The organism is Micropruina sp. (assembly GCF_027492755.1).
GTDB lineage: Bacteria > Actinomycetota > Actinomycetes > Propionibacteriales > Propionibacteriaceae > Micropruina.
On record NZ_JAPUED010000087.1, the window covers coordinates 1 to 16,473 of the forward strand.

The 16,473-nt window shown below is 69.0% G+C and carries 14 protein-coding genes, 1 other RNA gene and 1 pseudogene; 12 read left to right on the forward strand and 4 right to left on the reverse strand.

Features of this window, described 5'->3' with window-relative positions; genetic code table 11:
• Nucleotides 1–111: 111 nt before the first annotated feature.
• Both Q0066_RS05910 and Q0066_RS05915 read right to left on the reverse strand, forming a co-directional pair.
• The gene (locus Q0066_RS05910; RefSeq protein WP_298131031.1) at nt 112–1,161 is read right to left on the reverse strand and encodes a hypothetical protein; all 1,050 of its coding nucleotides are present in this window, start codon (nt 1,159–1,161) and stop codon (nt 112–114) included.
• Nucleotides 1,161–1,667: a SigE family RNA polymerase sigma factor gene (locus Q0066_RS05915; RefSeq protein WP_298131032.1), complete on the reverse strand. Its 507-nt coding sequence runs from the start codon at nt 1,665–1,667 to the stop codon at nt 1,161–1,163. The genes Q0066_RS05910 and Q0066_RS05915 overlap by 1 nt, the downstream gene beginning before the upstream one ends.
• 90 nt (nt 1,668–1,757) lie before the next feature.
• Between Q0066_RS05915 and Q0066_RS05920 the strand changes: the two genes are divergently transcribed.
• The 7 genes from Q0066_RS05920 (at nt 1,758) to ileS (ending at nt 10,222) form a co-directional block, all read left to right on the forward strand.
• Nucleotides 1,758–2,582, forward strand: a complete 825-nt coding sequence (locus Q0066_RS05920; protein WP_298131033.1) for a carbon-nitrogen hydrolase family protein — start codon at nt 1,758–1,760, stop codon at nt 2,580–2,582.
• Between the two features lie 67 nt (nt 2,583–2,649).
• An RNA gene (gene ffs, locus Q0066_RS05925) (signal recognition particle sRNA small type) lies at nt 2,650–2,746 on the forward strand.
• A 77-nt stretch (nt 2,747–2,823) separates the two neighbouring features.
• Nucleotides 2,824–5,013, forward strand: a complete 2,190-nt coding sequence (locus tag Q0066_RS05930; protein WP_298131034.1) for a DNA polymerase III subunit gamma and tau — start codon at nt 2,824–2,826, stop codon at nt 5,011–5,013.
• Between the two features lie 195 nt (nt 5,014–5,208).
• Nucleotides 5,209–5,541 (forward strand): YbaB/EbfC family nucleoid-associated protein, encoded by a 333-nt coding sequence (locus tag Q0066_RS05935; RefSeq protein ID WP_298131035.1) that lies wholly within the window; start codon nt 5,209–5,211, stop codon nt 5,539–5,541.
• 15 nt (nt 5,542–5,556) lie between these two features.
• The gene (gene recR, locus Q0066_RS05940; RefSeq protein ID WP_298131036.1) at nt 5,557–6,171 is read left to right on the forward strand and encodes a recombination mediator RecR; all 615 of its coding nucleotides are present in this window, start codon (nt 5,557–5,559) and stop codon (nt 6,169–6,171) included.
• A gap of 140 nt (nt 6,172–6,311) precedes the next feature.
• Complete coding sequence (locus tag Q0066_RS05945; protein ID WP_298131038.1) at nt 6,312–6,731, forward strand: hypothetical protein; 420 nt, start codon at nt 6,312–6,314, stop codon at nt 6,729–6,731.
• Nucleotides 6,732–7,084: 353 nt separating this feature from the next.
• Nucleotides 7,085–10,222: an isoleucine--tRNA ligase gene (ileS, locus tag Q0066_RS05950; protein ID WP_298131039.1), complete on the forward strand. Its 3,138-nt coding sequence runs from the start codon at nt 7,085–7,087 to the stop codon at nt 10,220–10,222.
• 104 nt (nt 10,223–10,326) lie between these two features.
• On the opposite strand, the gene Q0066_RS05955 is transcribed toward ileS, so the two are convergent.
• Nucleotides 10,327–10,722 (reverse strand): hypothetical protein, encoded by a 396-nt coding sequence (locus tag Q0066_RS05955; protein ID WP_298131041.1) that lies wholly within the window; start codon nt 10,720–10,722, stop codon nt 10,327–10,329.
• Between the two features lie 194 nt (nt 10,723–10,916).
• Between Q0066_RS05955 and Q0066_RS05960 the strand changes: the two genes are divergently transcribed.
• The 5 genes and pseudogenes from Q0066_RS05960 (at nt 10,917) to Q0066_RS05975 (ending at nt 15,724) form a co-directional block, all read left to right on the forward strand.
• Complete coding sequence (locus Q0066_RS05960; RefSeq protein ID WP_298131043.1) at nt 10,917–12,839, forward strand: beta-glucoside-specific PTS transporter subunit IIABC; 1,923 nt, start codon at nt 10,917–10,919, stop codon at nt 12,837–12,839.
• A complete protein-coding gene (locus Q0066_RS05965) occupies nt 12,823–14,283 on the forward strand; it encodes a family 1 glycosylhydrolase (RefSeq protein ID WP_298131046.1) in 1,461 nt (486 codons plus the stop codon). The genes Q0066_RS05960 and Q0066_RS05965 overlap by 17 nt, the downstream gene beginning before the upstream one ends.
• A gap of 14 nt (nt 14,284–14,297) precedes the next feature.
• Nucleotides 14,298–15,137 (forward strand): PRD domain-containing protein, encoded by an 840-nt coding sequence (locus tag Q0066_RS05970; protein WP_298131048.1) that lies wholly within the window; start codon nt 14,298–14,300, stop codon nt 15,135–15,137.
• A 66-nt stretch (nt 15,138–15,203) separates the two neighbouring features.
• A pseudogene (locus Q0066_RS17545) lies at nt 15,204–15,422 on the forward strand (DUF1016 N-terminal domain-containing protein); the annotation flags it as partial.
• Nucleotides 15,423–15,457: 35 nt separating this feature from the next.
• Complete coding sequence (locus tag Q0066_RS05975; RefSeq protein WP_298131050.1) at nt 15,458–15,724, forward strand: PDDEXK nuclease domain-containing protein; 267 nt, start codon at nt 15,458–15,460, stop codon at nt 15,722–15,724.
• Here the strand turns inward: Q0066_RS05975 and Q0066_RS05980 are convergent.
• A partial coding sequence (locus tag Q0066_RS05980; protein ID WP_298131052.1) for a glycoside hydrolase family 3 C-terminal domain-containing protein occupies nt 15,705–16,473 on the reverse strand: 769 nt, incomplete at its 5' end. The two genes, Q0066_RS05975 and Q0066_RS05980, sit on opposite strands and share 20 nt — an antisense overlap.

A 16,473-nucleotide genomic window follows, 5' to 3' on the forward strand; every position in this document is an offset into this window, starting at 1 on the left:
AACCCAACCCGCTTTCCAAGCGAGCGCCATAGGCCTCTAGGCGAATCCTCCGTCGGAGAGGATACCGGGCCACCGCGACGGCGGCCAAACCGCGGCGGTGGCCCGGTGAGGTCACGGTCGGTAGGTGCGGGTCTGGCCGCCGGCATCGGTGTAGGCCACCTTGGTGATCAAGGGACCCTTGGGCTTGGCGTCCGACCGGTACCGGGCGACGAACACGACCGCTCCGTCCGGCTGTAGGACGCCGGTGACGACCTCTGCGCCCTTCGCCGACGTGGTGACCCGCGGGTCGTGGGCACCCGGAGGCAGGATGCCGAGAGCGAACTGTTCCGAGTCGCCCGGCGTTCCGGTCTTGGACATGTTGAGCTTCACCACGTCAGCCGGATCGTGATCTCGCGTGCTGGCGAAGCCTTTGCCGTTCAGGGTGTCGAAGTAGCTGACCTCGGCCAGGCCCGGGTCGCGGTAGACCGTGAGCGGGCCGTCCGAGAAGTCGAGCGTGGCGGTCGACACCACCGAGCCGGCGCTGCTGTGCAAGGTGCCGTCCGAGGCGCGCCACACCAGCCCGTCCACCCAGCGTTTGGATTGCTGGGCCTCATCGGCCACCTGGACGACCACGGTCACCCCGACCGAGGACAGGTAGCCGACGTTCGGGCGGAATGCGCCCTTCGCCGCATCGCTCGTCACCACGTCCACCCATTGGGTCGGTCCGGGAATCGTCGCCAGCATCAAGCGGGACGAGATCGCCGTGGTGGTGGCTTGGTCGGTCTTCAACGGCACCGTGGCCAGGATGGTGGGGGGATCGGAGGCCCGTTTGCGGACGGCGAGGGTGAGCATGCCGTTCGACTCCCGCACGGTGATCGATGCGTACGGCGAACGTGGCCGGTATCCAGCATCGCCCTCGAAAGTGACGAATCCCACCGCGTCCGCCCCGGTCGGGGTGGACGCCGGGTCCGGCACGCCGGTCGTGGTGCGATGGGCGAGGCCCGCCCAACCGGCCAGGCTGACCACCACGACCGCCGCCACTGCGGCCAGGCTCCGGCGTCCGGCGCGGGCACGGCGCAGCCGGTGGCCTTGGTCCAGCAAAGCGTCGACGTCCAGGTCGGCGGGCAACGTATCGGCGGCGTCGCGCAGGTCGGTACGCAGCAACTCTTCGAGATCGGACATCACGAGTTCCTCCCGTCCGTGGGTGTGTAGAGGGCACGCAGCGCCGCCAGCCCGCGTGACGCCGCGGATTTCACCGCGCCGACGCCGATGCCGAGGCAGGCGGCGGTGTCGGCCTCCGACAAGTCGTTGTAGTAGCGCAGCACGATGACGCGACGCTGCTGGGGCGGTAGCGATTCGAGCATCCGGACCACCTGGTCGTGGTCGTCGACGCGGCCGTGTCCGTCGTAGGGATCGGTGCGATCCGGGGTCTCGACGGCGGTCGCCTCCCGGCGCCGCCAGCGGTCGATGGTCAGATTCACCACGGTGCGCCGCGCGTAGGCGGCCGCTTCCGCCGACCGCACCCGGCGCCAGGCCAGGTAGGTGCGCAGCAGCGCCTCCTGGGTCAGGTCGGCGGCCAGTTCGCGATCGCCGGTCAGCAGGTAGGCCGTCCGCTTCAACGAGCCACCCGACTCGGTGGCGAAGCGGGCGAACTCGGCATCCCGCTCTGCGGTCGACAGTCCGAACATGGCGCCCCTTTCGTGCCCTCACCCTGTCTTACGAGGCGCGACCCGGAAAGGTTGCCAACCCGCTCGGGTTCGCGGTGGCAGGCTGAGCCCATGCGAATAGCCCTCGCCCAGTTCACCGCCGGCACCGACCCGGCCGCCAACCTCGAGTTGGTGCTGGAGCAGATCGGACGCGCGGCCACCGCCGGCGCCCGGCTGGTGGTCTTCCCGGAGGCGATGAGCTGCTCGTTCGCCCGTCCCCGGATCGAGGCCGCGGAGCCGCTGGACGGCCCGTGGGCGAACGCCGTCCGGCAAGCCGCGGTGAACGCCGGAGTGACGGTCATCGTCGGGCTGTTCACCCCCGGCCGCAACGGCAAGGTGCGCAACACCCTGCTGGTGGTCGGGCCGGACCTCGACGCGCACTACGACAAGCTGCATCTGTTCGACGCCTACGGCTACCTGGAATCGGAGCAGATCGAGCCCGGGAACGCTGTGGTGACGGTCGCCGTCGACGGCGTGGTGTGCGGGCTGAGCACCTGTTACGACGTCAGGTTCCCCGAGCTGTACAAGCAGTTGGCAGCAGCGGGCGCCCAGCTGATCGTCGTGCCTGCGTCCTGGGCTCCCGGCGAGCGCAAGGTGGAGCAGTGGCGGTCGCTGGCCGTCGCGCGAGCGCTGGACGCCACCTGCTTCATAGTCGCCGTCGACCAGGCCGAGCCGCCGTCCGATCCGGACCCGCTGCCGGGCGCGCGCCGTCCGACCGGGGTGGGGCACTCATTGGTGGTCGATCCGTTGGGCGAGATCCTGCTGGAGCTGGACGCGGAGCCGCGGCTGGCCGTCATCGACCTCGACCTGGACGCCGTCCGGACGGCGCGGGCAGCTCTGCCGGTGCTGGCCAATTCGCGATTCACCACGGCGCTCGGCCGCCCGGACCGCGTCTGAACAGGCTTGTCGCAGCCGCCGGACGGCTCGTGGTCAGGGCACCGGCCGGCGTCCCCTACACTGGTGGCCAAGGTCCCCGCGCGGCGGTACCTCGCCCAACTCCCCCAGGGCCGAAAGGCAGCAAGGGTAAGTGAGCTCTTCCGGGTGCGCGGGGACCCCTTTCGTTGCCCGGACGCCTCGCTCCGGCCGGCCGTGGATCGCGGCTCGATAGTTGTCAGCGCCAGCACGTAAGGTGCCATCCGTGGACGACGAGCGCGAGGACGAGCTGTTCGACTCCGAGCTGTATGAGGAGCCGGAGCCGTTCGAGCAGGACGGTCCGGACCTGTTCGGTGCCGAGCCGGACGCGGTCGCGTCCGACGATCTTCCGGCACCTGAAGCGCCGGCTGCGACCCCGCGGGCCCCTGTGATCGAACGCCCCGAGGCGCCACTGGCCCTTTACCGCCGCTACCGGCCGGACACCTTCGCCGACGTGATCGGCCAGGAGCATGTCACCGAGCCGTTGCAGCGGGCACTGACCAACAACCGGGTCAACCACGCCTACTTGTTCTCAGGCCCGCGCGGCTGCGGCAAGACCACCTCGGCACGCATCCTGGCCCGGGCGCTGAACTGTGTCCAGGGCCCGACCCCGATTCCCTGTGGCGAGTGCCAGTCGTGTCGTGACCTGGCCCGCGGCGGGCCGGGCTCGATCGACGTGATCGAGATCGACGCGGCCTCGCACGGCGGTGTCGACGACGCCCGCGACCTGCGTGAACGCGCCTTCTTCGCCCCGGTGTCCAGCCGCTACAAGATCTACATCGTCGACGAGGCGCACATGGTGACCACGGCGGGCTTCAACGCCCTGCTCAAGGTCGTCGAAGAGCCGCCGCCCCACGTGAAGTTCATCTTCGCCACCACCGAGCCCGAGAAGGTGATCGGCACCATCCGGTCGCGCACCCACCATTACCCGTTCCGGCTGGTGCCGCCGAAGACGCTGTCGGCCTATCTGGGTTCGCTGTGCGAGGCGGAAGGGGTCGCGGTCGACTCCGCCGCGTTGCCGCTGGTGGTCCGGGCCGGCGCCGGTTCGGTGCGTGATTCGCTGTCGGTGCTCGACCAGTTGCTCGGCGGCGCCGGCCCTGACGGGGTCACCTACACCCAGGCGGCGGCGCTGCTCGGCTACACCCCGGACGCCCTGCTCGACGAGATCGTGGACGCCTTCGCGGCCGGTGACGCCAACGGTGTGTTCGCCTCGATCGACAAGGTGATCGAGGTCGGCCAAGACCCGCGCCGCTTCGCCGAAGACCTGCTGCGCCGGCTGCGCGATCTGATCATCGTCGCCGCCGTCCCGGACGCGCTGACCACCGGCCTGGTCGACGTCGCAGCCGATCAGGCGGAGCGGTTGCAGGGTCAGGCGAGCACCCTCGGGCCGGGTGAACTGACCCGGGCTGCCGAGGTGATCGCGTCCGGACTGACCGAGATGCGTGGCACCACCGCGCCCCGGCTGCACCTGGAGTTGATGTGCGCCCGGGTGCTGCTGCCCGCCGCGGACGCCGGCGACCGCGGCGTCCATGCCCGGCTCGACCGGCTGGAACGCCGGCTCGAGATGACCGCCCCCGAGGCCCTGGACGTCACGGCTCGCCCGGTCATTCAGCCCGAACCCGCTGGGCAGCGGCGTGCGGCGAGCCCTGTCCAGCCGACGGCCGGTGCTCCGGCGGCGGCCGCGCCGGCCAGGCCGTCCGAACCGCCAACCGTGGCCGAACCACCGATCGTGGCCGAACCGCCGAGTGTTGACGCCGGCCCGGCTCGGCAACGGCCCGCCCCCGAGCGCGCGGCGTCCGCTCCCGAGCGTCCGGCGCAATCGGCGCCCGCGGAACCTCCGACCGCGCAGCCGGCCCCCGCCGAGCCGACCCCGGTACCGACGCGGGGCGGACGGTCCTCGACCGGGTTGACCACCGTCGACTTCCGCCGGCTGTGGCCCGACATCCTCGACGAGGTGAAGAAGCGGCGCCGGTTCACCTGGATCCTGCTCAGCCAGAACGCCCACGTGGTCGACGTCCTCGACGGCGTCCTCACCCTCGGCATCGCCAATCCCGGTGCCCGAGACAGCTTCGGACGCGGCGGCAGCGAAGACGTGCTGCGCGAGTCGATCCTGCAGGTCACCGCCACCGGGGTGAGCATCAAGGTGATCGACGCCGGCCCGTCCGAGAGCCAGGCGCCGACCCCGGCGCCCGTCCAGCAGGCGGCACCGGCTCCGGTGCCGCAGTCGTCGCCACCGCGTCCGTCCGCCGCGGCGCAGGCACGGCAGAACATCCGCGCCACCAGCAACTCCGTCGAGCCGCCGCCCGAAGAGGACGAGCCCAGCCGCGATGACGAATCGCTCGAAGAGGCCAGCGCCAACCACGATGAGCTGCTGGCCAAGCACCTCGGCGCCGAACTCATCGCCGAAGAGGAGTAGCCGCACTCGATTCCGTTGGTCGAGCTTGTCGAGACCCTGGGCCGGCGACAGGGGTTTCGACAAGCTCAACCACCGGTAAGCAGCATTGGGTTGCTCCCCGGATGTCCGTGCCGGCGACCCACCGAGCCGCGAACCGGGCCATCCGGGCACCCGTGGGTAGCATTGCCCGGTGCCCCACCACCGATTGGAGACGTGATGTTCGGCGAGCAGGGATTCGACATGAACGCGCTGCTGGCGCAGGCCCAGGCCATGCAGTCGCAGATTCAGCGCGCCCAGGACGAGCTGGCCGCCAAGCAGGTGCGCGGCTCGGCGGGCGGTGACCTGGTCGAGGTGACCGTGAACGGTGCCGGCGAGCTACTGGCCGTCGACATCAAGCCCGAGGCCTGGGACGAGGACGACCCGTCGACGCTGGGCGACCTGATCGTCGCCGCCGTCCGGGACGCCAACAAGAAGGTGGCCATCCTGGCCGAGAGTTCGATGCCGCCGCTGCCCGACCTGGGTGGTCTGGGCGGCCTCCCCGGCCAGTGAGCCGGGGGTAGCGCGGTGTTCGAAGGCCCTATTCAGGAGCTGATCGACGAACTCGCCCGGCTGCCCGGGATCGGTCCCAAGGGTGCGCAGCGGATCGCGTTCCACATTCTCACCACCGATTCCACCGACGTCCAACGGCTGGCGGACGCGCTGCGGCACGTCGCCGAGAAGGTCCGGTTCTGCGAGCGCTGCTTCAACATCAGCGAGGGCGACCTGTGCCGGATCTGCCGCGACCCGAGGCGTGATCAGACCGCCATCTGCGTGGTGGAGGAGTCCAAGGACGTGATGGCGATCGAGCGGACCAACGAGTTCCGAGGGCTCTACCACGTGCTCGGCGGTGCCATCTCGCCGATCGACAACGTCGGCCCCGGCGATCTGCACATTCGTGAGCTGGTCATCCGGCTCGGCGACGGCACAGTCACCGAGGTGATCCTGGCCACCGACCCCAACCTCGAGGGCGAGGCGACCGCCACCTACCTGTCCCGGCTGCTGGTGCCGATGGGGGTCACCGTGTCGCGGCTGGCGTCCGGGCTGCCGGTGGGCGGCGATCTCGAGTACGCCGACGAGGTCACCCTGGGCCGTGCCTTCTCCGGACGCCGCCGGCTCGGCGAATCCGCCGCCGTCGGCTGACCTGCGCCCTCGACGAGGGAGCGTGGACTGAGGGATCTTGTCCCCACGGTCCAAATCACCGGCACTCACAGCCTCCTGACAGTTGTCTGCCCAGGATCCCGACGCACGATGGAACCCATCGAGCCAAGAGGAGTTGAGAGATGGGTCCACGAGGAGGTGGAGGCTTCGGCTTCCTGCATGTGATCGCCGGCATGGTCGGGCTGGCACTATTCGTCGCGTTCATGGTCGGGTTGCTCGCCCTGGCGTTGGGCATCGCGCGCAAGAAGGGCTGGGGGCCGCGATGGAAGCCCGGTCCTGGTCCTGGGCACGGCCCGCACCACGAGCCGGGTGCTCCGCCGCACGGATCGCCGGGTCCCTGGGAGGCGCAGCGCATCCTGGACGAGCGGCTGGCACGGGGTGAGATCGAGATCGACGACTACCACGCCCGCCGGAACGCCCTGGACGGTGCCGGCTACCCGCCGTTCCAGCAGCCGCCGAGACCGCCCGGCCCACCCGGGCCCGGGCACCCGCCGGACGGCCCGCCGCCCACTCGGGAGGAGCCGCGACCGCCGGCACCGTGACGGCAGCCCGCAACGCAAACAAGGATCGGGATCGGGCACGGACTACCGTGCCCGATCCCGATCCTTGTTGGTGACAGACCCGGCCGGTGGGTAGCGCCACTTTTGGGCGACTCCGCTGCTGCGGCTACGATGGGCGACTGTCGCAAGGCACTGATGGGGCCATCACCCCGGAGCTGCCGGAAGAACAGCGCGGCGTCCACCTGGATCGCCGAGCCCATTAGAACCGGCCGCGGCGCACCACGAGAGGGTCGTCCCCCGGGACGGCCAAGAAGGGTGGTACCGCGGGGCCCGCCTCGTCCCTTCGTCCCTGGCCGGGTCGATCCCGGTAGTCAGCAGCCGACGAAGGAAGACCGATGACCGAGTATCGCCCCGTGCCGCCGCAGGTTGATCTGCCCGCGATGGAGCGCGAGATCCTCGACCTGTGGGATGCCCGGAACACGTTCGACAAGACGCTTCAGGCCACCCAGGGCGGCCCGGCGTGGACGTTCTACGAGGGTCCCCCGACCGCCAACGGCACCCCCGGCACCCACCACATCGAGGCCCGGGTGTTCAAGGACGTCTTCCCGCGGTTCAAGACCATGCAGGGCTTCCACGTCGATCGCAAGGCCGGCTGGGACTGCCACGGCCTGCCCGTCGAACTGGCGGTTGAGAAGGAGCTGGGCTTCAACGGCAAGCCCGACATCGAGGCGTACGGCATCGAGGCGTTCAACGCGAGATGTCGCGAATCGGTCAGCCGGCACGTCGACGAGTTCACCGCGCTGACCCACCGGATGGGCTACTGGGTGAACCTCGACCAGGCGTACTGGACGATGGACGCCTCCTTCGTCGAGTCGGTCTGGTGGGCGCTGAAGCGGATCTTCGATGCCGGCCTGCTGGTCGAGGACTACCGGGTGGCCCCGTACTGCCCGCGCTGCGGCACCACGCTGTCCGACCACGAGCTGGCCCAGGGCTATGAGGACGTCATCGATCCATCCGTCTACGTCCGCTTCCCCCTGACGAGCGGCCCGCTGGCCGGCAAGGCGTCCCTGCTGGTCTGGACCACGACGCCGTGGACGCTGGTCAGCAACACCGCGGTCGCCGTCCATCCCGACGTGACCTATGTGGTGGCGACCAAGCTGGCCACCGCGTCCGACGACGAGCCGGAGACCCTGGTGGTCGCCGAACCGCTGGTCGAGAAGGTGCTCGGCGAGGGCTGGCAGATCGAGGGCAGCTACACCGGCCGCGAGCTGGAGCTGTGGACCTACCAGCGACCGTTCGGCCTGGTCGAATTCCCGGACGTGGTGGGCGGCACCCACTACGTGGTGCTGGCCGACTACGTCACCACCGAGGACGGCACCGGCCTGGTCCATCAGGCGCCCGCGTTCGGTGAGGACGACATGGCGGTGTGTCGCGCCTACGGGCTGCCGATGGTGAACCCGGTGCGTCCGGACGGGACCTTCGAGGCCGATCTGCCGCTGGTCGGCGGCGTCTTCTTCAAGACCGCCGACAAATTGCTGGTCGCCGACCTGGCCGAGCGCGGCCTGCTCTACCGCGAACTGCCCTACGAGCACAGCTACCCGCACTGCTGGCGCTGCCACACCGCGCTGCTCTACTACGCGCAGCCGTCCTGGTACATCCGCACCACCCAGATCAAGGACGCCCTGCTGCGCGAGAACGAGGGCACCACCTGGTACCCCGAGCACATCAAGTGGGGCCGCTACGGCGACTGGCTGAACAACAACATCGACTGGGCGCTGTCCCGGTCGCGGTACTGGGGGACGCCGCTGCCGATCTGGCGCTGCCCTAACGGCCACCTGACCTGTGTCGGTTCGCGCGCCGAACTCTCCGAGCTGAGCGGCGGCGACCAGTCGGCGCTCGACCCGCACCGTCCGTTCGTGGACGACGTCACCTTCGGCTGCCCGCACTGCCACGAGACGGCGCATCGGGTGCCCGAGGTGATCGACGCCTGGTTCGACTCGGGTTCGATGCCGTTCGCCCAGTGGGGCTATCCCTGGGCCGAGGGCTCGAAGGAGCGGTTCGCCGACGCCTACCCGGCCGATTTCATCTGTGAGGCGATCGACCAGACCCGCGGCTGGTTCTACTCGCTGATGGCGGTCGGCACCCTGGTCTTCGACGAGTCCTCCTACCGCAACGTGCTCTGCCTGGGTCACATCCTGGCCGAGGACGGCCGCAAGATGAGCAAGCACCTGGGCAACATCCTGGAACCGATCCCGCTGATGGATCAGCACGGCGCCGACGCGGTGCGCTGGTTCATGGCGGCCGGTGGCTCGCCGTGGTCGGCCCGCCGAGTCGGGGATACGACGATCACCGAGACCGTCCGCAAGGTGCTGCTGACCTACTGGAACTCGGTCTCCTTCCAGGCCCTGTACGCCCGCACCAACGGGTGGACGCCGTCCTCCTCGCCGGTCGCGGCTCCCGCGCATGTGCTGGATCGCTGGCTGGTGTCGGTGCGCACCGCGCTGGTCCGTGAGACCACTGCGGCGCTGGAGAACTTCGACACCCAGCGCTACGGGGCGCTGATCGCCGACTTCGTCGACGATCTGTCCAACTGGTACGTGCGGCGCTCGCGGCGGCGGTTCTGGGAGGGCGATCCGGGTGCGCTGCAGACCCTGCACGACACCCTCGACGTGGTCACCCGGCTGATGGCACCGCTGGCCCCGTTCATCACCGAGCGGGTCTGGCAGGACCTGGTGGTCGCCACCAACTCCGACGCCCCCGAATCGGTGCATCTGGCGTCCTGGCCGGTCGCCGACGAGGCGCTGGTGGACGCCGGGCTGAACGACGCGATGCGGTTGACCCGCCGGCTCGTCGAACTGGGCCGGTCGGCGCGGGCCGAGGCGCGGGTGAAGACCCGGCAGCCGCTCTCCCGGGTGCTGGTGCCGTCCGGTTCGTTCGCGAAACTGGACGCCGAGCTGCGCGCCGAGATCGCCGCCGAGTTGAACGTGCAGGCGGTGGAGTCGTTCGCGTCCGCCGGCGATCTGGTCGACTACTCGGCCAAGGGCAACTTCCGTGCGCTGGGTAGGCGTTTCGGCAAGGACACCCCGAAGATCGCCGCCTCGATCGCGGCCGCCGACGCCGCCGAGCTGGCTGCCGCGCTGGCGGCGTCCGGTAAGGCGACGGTTGCCGGCGTGGAGGTGAGCGCCGAGGAGGTGATCGTCTCCGAGCGGCCCCGCGAGGGCTGGTCGGTGGTCAACGAGCAGGGTGAGACGGTGGCGCTCGACCTGGAGCTGACCCCCGAACTGGTGCGTGCCGGGCTGGCCCGCGAGGTCGTCCGGCTGGTGCAGGAGAAGCGCAAGACGTCCGGTCTGGAGGTCTCCGACCGGATCACCCTGCGTTGGGCCGCCGAAGGCGACCTGGCCGATGCGATCCGTGCCCATGCCGACACGATCGCCACCGAGGTGCTGGCCACCGCCGTGATCGAGGCCGAGCCGTCCGACGACTGGGCGACGGACGCCGACCTCGGCCTGTCCTTCGCGGTCACCAAGGCCTGACCGGTAAACCCCTCCCTAACTAGTTCAGCCCTCCCGCATGCGGGAGGGCTGAACTAGTTAGGGAGGGCCCTAGCGGGCTGGTGTCGGGGGGACGAGGGAGCCGGTCAGCTGTAGGGCGGACGCGGGTAACCGGTGCCGAGGGCACGACGGCGCTGGCGCAGGTTGCTCTTCAGCGCGCGCAGGATGGTGTTGATGATCAGGGCGCCGATCAACACCGGCCAGAATCCCGCTCCGGTGAAGATCACCAGCACGAACGCCACCGGCCAGATCAACCTGGCCAGGGTGACGACGACGGTCTCGAACTGCGACGGCGGCGGGACGGCGCTCCCGGGCACGGGCATCACGTAGCCGCTGACCGGCGGCTGGCTCACCCCGTAGGCAGGAATGTCATCGTCGGACGGCTCGTCCGGGGTCGCGTCATACGGCGTCGGACCGCCCGGCTGAAAGGGCGGCTGCTGCCACCGCTGTTCCTGTTCGCCGGCCGGCGGGTTGTTGGTCACCCTGCCAGGGTATGCGCGATGCAGGAGTCCCGGTTGACATCGGCGGCCCGCGGGCACATCCTGTCCTCGGACATGTGACTGGTCATGCAGGCAGGATCCAACGGTTCTCGCGCACGTCGTTGTGCGGGCGATATCCGTTGGGTCCTTTTTTCTTGCCTCGGACTCGGTCCGGCTAGGAACCGAAGGAGGAAGACATGGACTACGACAAGACTGCGGCGGCGATCCTCGACCAGGTGGGCGGGGCGTCCAACGTCGGCGCGCTGGAACACTGCTCGACGCGGCTGCGCTTCACCCTGGTGGACGGCGGCAAGGCCGACGTGGACGCCTTGAAGAAGATCCCGGGTGTGATGGGGGTGGTCTCCGCCGGGCAGCTTCAGGTGGTGATCGGCAACAACGTCGTCGAGGTGTATCAGGCGTTGCGCAAGCTTCCGGGGCTGACCGGCGGCGGTGCGGCCGCGGCGTCCGGACCGAAGGCGAAGCGCTCCTGGGGTGCGGTGCTGGTCGACTTCATCGTCGGCGTCTTCCAGCCGCTGATCCCGGCGATCGCCGGCGCCGGCGTGCTGAAGTCGCTGCTGCTGCTGGTCTCCTCGCTGGGCTGGATGAGCACCAAGTCGGACACCTACGTCGTGCTGTCGTCGATCGCCGACGCCACCTTCTTCTTCTTGCCGCTGATGGTCGCCGGTACCACCGCGACCAAGCTCGGGGTGAACCGGCTGGTGGCCATCGCTGCTTGTGCACCGCTGGTTCTGCCGTCCCTGACGGCTCTGATCAAAGAGCCGGGGCTGAGCGTCTTCGGCATCCCGATCACCAACGTGCCCTACAACTCGCAGGTCTTCCCGTCGTTGCTGATCGTGCTCTTCCTCGCCGTCATGGAGCGGTTCTGGACGCGGGTCTCGCCCAAGCCGATCCGGATCTTCTTCGTGCCGATGATGAGCCTGCTGATCACCGTGCCGGTGGGCCTGGTCGCGCTCGGCCCGCTCGGCTACAACCTCGGCCTGGTGTTCACCGGCGCGATCCTGTGGGTCTTCAGCACGTTCGGCTGGGTGGCCACGATGCTGCTGGCGATGGCGCTGCCGTTCCTGGTCTCGCTCGGCATGCACAAGCCGTTCCTGCCGTACGCCATCAACCAGTACTCGACGACCGGTGCCGAGCCGCTCTACCTGCCCGCCTCGCTGGCGCACAACATCGCCGAGTCCGGCACCATGTTCGGTGTCGCGGTGCGCACCAAGAACGGCGACGTCCGCTCCACCGCGGTCTCCGCCGGCATCTCGGCGCTGTTCGGCATCACCGAGCCCGCCCTGTACGGCGTCACCATCCAGAACAAGCGGGCGCTGTGGAGCGTCCTGATCGGGGCCGGACTGGGCGGCGCGTACGTCGGCCTGACCCATGTCTCCGGTTTCGCCGTGGTGGGTCCCGGGCTGGCCAGCATGTCGATGTTCATCGATCCGACGAATCCGATGAACATCGTCAACGCCTTCATCGGCTTCGGCATCGCCTTCGTCGCCAGCCTCGCCGCGTCGTTGTTGTTCTGGAAGGACTCCGATTCGGCGAGCGTGGAGGCCATCCAGGAGCGGACGGCGCCCCAGGCGCACTCCGCGCCGCAGGCGTCCGAGACGGCTGCTGCGGCCACGGACGTGGCGGACTCCGAGCTGGTCAGCCCGCTGACCGGAACGGTGATCCCGCTCAGCCAGGTGCCGGACGCCGTGTTCGCCGGCGGAGCCCTGGGGGACGGCGTGGCGATCGTGCCGAGCGTGGGCGTGGTGCACGCCCCGGCCGACGCCACGGTGGTCACCGTCTTCGAATCGAAGCATGCGATCACCCTGCGCGCCGACTCCGGTGCCGAGATCCTGATCCACGTCGGTCTGGATACGGTGAAGCTGCAGGGCGCGCCCTTCGAGCCGCTCGTCGTCAACGACCAGCACGTCACGGCCGGAGAACCGCTGCTGAAGGTCGATCTGGAGGCGATCAAGCAGGCCGGGTACGACATCACCACGCCCGTCGTGGTGCTCAACTCCGCCCGGTATGGTCTGACTCCATTGGCCGACGCCGAGGTCGAGGCCGGAGGCGCGCTGCTGGCGTTGACCGTGAAGGGAGAAGCCGATGTCGCGCTTTCCTGACGGTTTCCTGTGGGGTGGCGCGCTGGCGGCGAATCAGGTCGAGGGTGCCTGGGACGTGGACAGCCGAGGCCCCTCGGTCGCCGATATCGCCACCTACAAGCCGAACGTCGATCCCAAGGAGTACGCCGCGCACCATGTGGTGACCTCGGAGGGAATCGCGGCGGCCCTCGCCGACCGCGACGTGACCTACTACCCGAAGCGCCGCGGGATCGACTTCTACCACCGCTGGCGCGAGGATCTGGCGCTGTTCGCCGAGCTCGGGTTCGGCGTGCTTCGGGTGTCGATCGCGTGGAGCCGGCTCTACCCGACCGGTGAGGAAGAGACGCCCAACCCGGCGGGCGTCGCCTTCTACCGCGAGCTGTTCACCGAGATGCGACGGCTCGGCATCGAGCCGCTGGTCACGCTGTCCCACTACGAGATGCCGATCCATCTGGCCACCGCCTACAACGGCTGGAGCGACCGGCGGGTGATCGAGCTGTTCGTCCGGTTCGCCACCACCTGCTTCACCGAGTTCGGTTCGCTGGTGAAGCTGTGGCTGACCTTCAACGAGATCGACAGCATCCGGCGGCATCCGTTCACCACCGCGGGAGTGATCGAGGATAAGAGCCCCCAGGGTCTCGAGCAGGCGGTCTACGAAGCACTGCACCACCAGTTCGTGGCCAGCGCCTTGGTGACCCAGCTCTGTCACGAGCTGATCCCGGGTAGCCGGATGGGTTGCATGCTGACCAAGCTGACCACCTACCCGCTCACCTGCGAGCCCGAAGACGTCGCGGCGGCCCAGGCCAAGAACCTGGAGAACCACTTCTACACCGACGTGCAGACCTTCGGCGTCTACCCGCGGTTGATCCTGACCGACCTGGAACGCCGCGGCATCACGCTGCCGATCCTGCCCGGCGACGAGGAACTGCTGGCCGCGCACACCGCCGACTTCGTGTCGTTCAGCTACTACATGTCGATGACCGAGTCGGTCAGCCCGGACGCCGAGCGCACGCCCGGCAACACCGTGCTGGGGGTGAAGAACCCGTACCTGCCGTCCAGTGAATGGGGCTGGCAGGTCGACCCGGTGGGGCTGCGGATCTCGCTGATCGAGCTGTACGACCGGTACCGCAAACCGCTGTTCGTGGTGGAGAACGGGTTGGGTGCTCGCGACGAGCTGACCGCGGACGGGAAGATCCACGACCCGTACCGGATCGCCTACTTCCGGTCGCATCTGCGTGAGATGCGCCGGGCGGTGGAACAGGGCGTGGAACTGCTGGGCTACACCAGCTGGGCGCCGATCGACATGATCAGCGCTTCGTCCTCGCAGATCAGCAAGCGGTACGGGTTCATCCACGTCGACTTCGACGACCTGGGCAACGGCAGCGGGCAGCGCCGCAAGAAGGACTCGTTCGACTGGTACCAGCGGGTGATCGCCAGCAACGGTGCCTCGCTGGACGAGGAGTGACGGGCGCGCGCTGAATGCGGATCAAGAAGGTGTTCAACTCCAGCGTCGTCCTGGCCTCGGGCCCGGACGACGCGGAGTTGATCCTGCTCGGCAAGGGCATCGGCTACGGTCAGCGCCCGGGTGACGTGGTGCCTGAGGGCGCCCCGGACCGCTTCTTCGTTCCGGTGCGCAACCCGGTCGCCAAGGAACTGCTGCAACTACTGGATTCGATCGAGCCCGAGTATCTCGAGCTGACCCGCGAGATCATCGCCTATGCCGAGCAGGTGCTGGGCACCGAACTGCATCAGCACCTGTATGTGGCGCTCACCGACCACCTGCACTTCGCGGTCGAACGGGCGCATGCCGGGCTTCCGGTGGTGAACCGGCTGGCCTGGGAGATCCGCAGCTACTACCCGGTCGAGTACCGGATCGGCCGCTACGGCCTCGACCGGCTGCGCGAGCAGCTCCACGTCCAACTGCCCGACGACGAGGCCGCGAACATCGCCTTCCACATCGCCAACGCCCGGCACACCCAGGACCGGGCTGCCTTCGACGCCTTCGAGGCGGCCCGGCTGATCGACCAGGTGGTGACCATCGTCACCTACCGGATGGGCATTGAGCGGCAGCCCGACAACGTCCACTTCTCTCGGTTCGTCACCCACATGCAGTACTTCGCCGACCGGTTCTTCACCGACCGGATGCTGGCCAGCGGCGACGACTTCCTGTTCGACCAGCTCTCCCGGCGCTATCCCGGCGCGATGGCGTGCGCCGAGCGCGTCCGGGAACACATCCAGGACGCCTACCGCCAGCGACTGCCCAACGAGGAGGTCGCCTACCTCGCCCTGCACATTCAGCGGGTCAGCGAGAAGGTGTAGAGCGCCGGAGATCGGGTGGCGATCAGGCCCGCGAAAAGCGTCAGTGGGCGTGGTGAGCGTCGCCGTATGACGAACCTGCCACTCCCGGACGACCACGCCGCAGTCCTTGCTGACCTGAAGCGACGCGTGTCCCAGGCTCGCTACCAAGCGCAACGGCAGGTCAATACGGAGCTGATTCGCCTCTACCGGCAGATCGGAAAGATCCTCGCGGAGCGGACTGACCGGGCCGCGTGGGGCGGGAAGGTGATCGCGCGACTGGCTGCGGATCTACGTGACGCATTCCCGGACTCGCGGGGGTCTCCGCCCGGAACTTGGTCTATATGCGCGGGTTTGCACGGGGTGGCCGGAGTTCGACGCAGTTGCGCAGCAACCTGCTGCGCAATTGCCGTGGGGCCACCTCATGGTGCTCACCACAGCATGCCGCCACCGTCGGCCTGTTGCTGTGCACCGACAAGAACGACCGGGTCGTTCGCTATTCGCTCGCAACCAGCAATCAGCCCATGGCGATCGCCAGCTACGACCTGCTGGCACCTGCCGAGCAGGCCGCGTTGCCGTCCGAGGCCGATCTCACTCGGGCCCTCGAGTGACGGTCAGCAGCGTGCTCAGCTCGGCGGTCGAGTCGCCGCCGACGTAGATTTCGATCTCGGTGGCGTCCTGCACCCAGTCACGGGTCGCGGCACTCCAATAGCGCAGCTGGTCCGTGCCCAGGTCGAAGCTGACCGTCTGGGTGGCTCCGGCTGCGATGGGCAGCCGGCGGAACGCCTTCAGTTCCCGAATCGGACGGCTCGAGGTGCCGTGGCGCTGGTGGATGTACAGCTGCACCACCTCGTCGGCGTCCACGGTCGAGGTGTTGGTGACGTCCACGGACACCTCGACGGTCTGGCCGACCTCGATCTGCTCGGCCGACAACCGCAGGTCGCTGTAGGAGAACGTCGCGTACGACAGACCGTGGCCGAACGGGTACAGCGGGGTGGAGGTTTCGCTCCAGTACCGCTGTCCCGCCTCTTCGGGCTGGAAGGTGCGTAGGTGCGAGTAGATCAGCGGCACCTGGCCGGCGTGCCGCGGCCAGCTGAACGGCAGCCTGCCGGCGGGGGAGACGTCACCGAACAGCAGTGCGGCCACCGCCTCGCCGCCGCGGGTGCCCGGGTACCAGGCCTGCAGGATCGCCGGCACACTCTCCTGCGCCCAGCGCAGATCGACCGGACGTCCGGACATCACCACGAGCACCGTCGGTGTTCCGGTGGCGACGATGCGCTGCAGCTGCTCCAGCTGGCGTCCGGACAGTTCCAGGGTGTCGTTGGACGCCTTCTCGCCGATCTGGTTCTGCCGTTCGCCG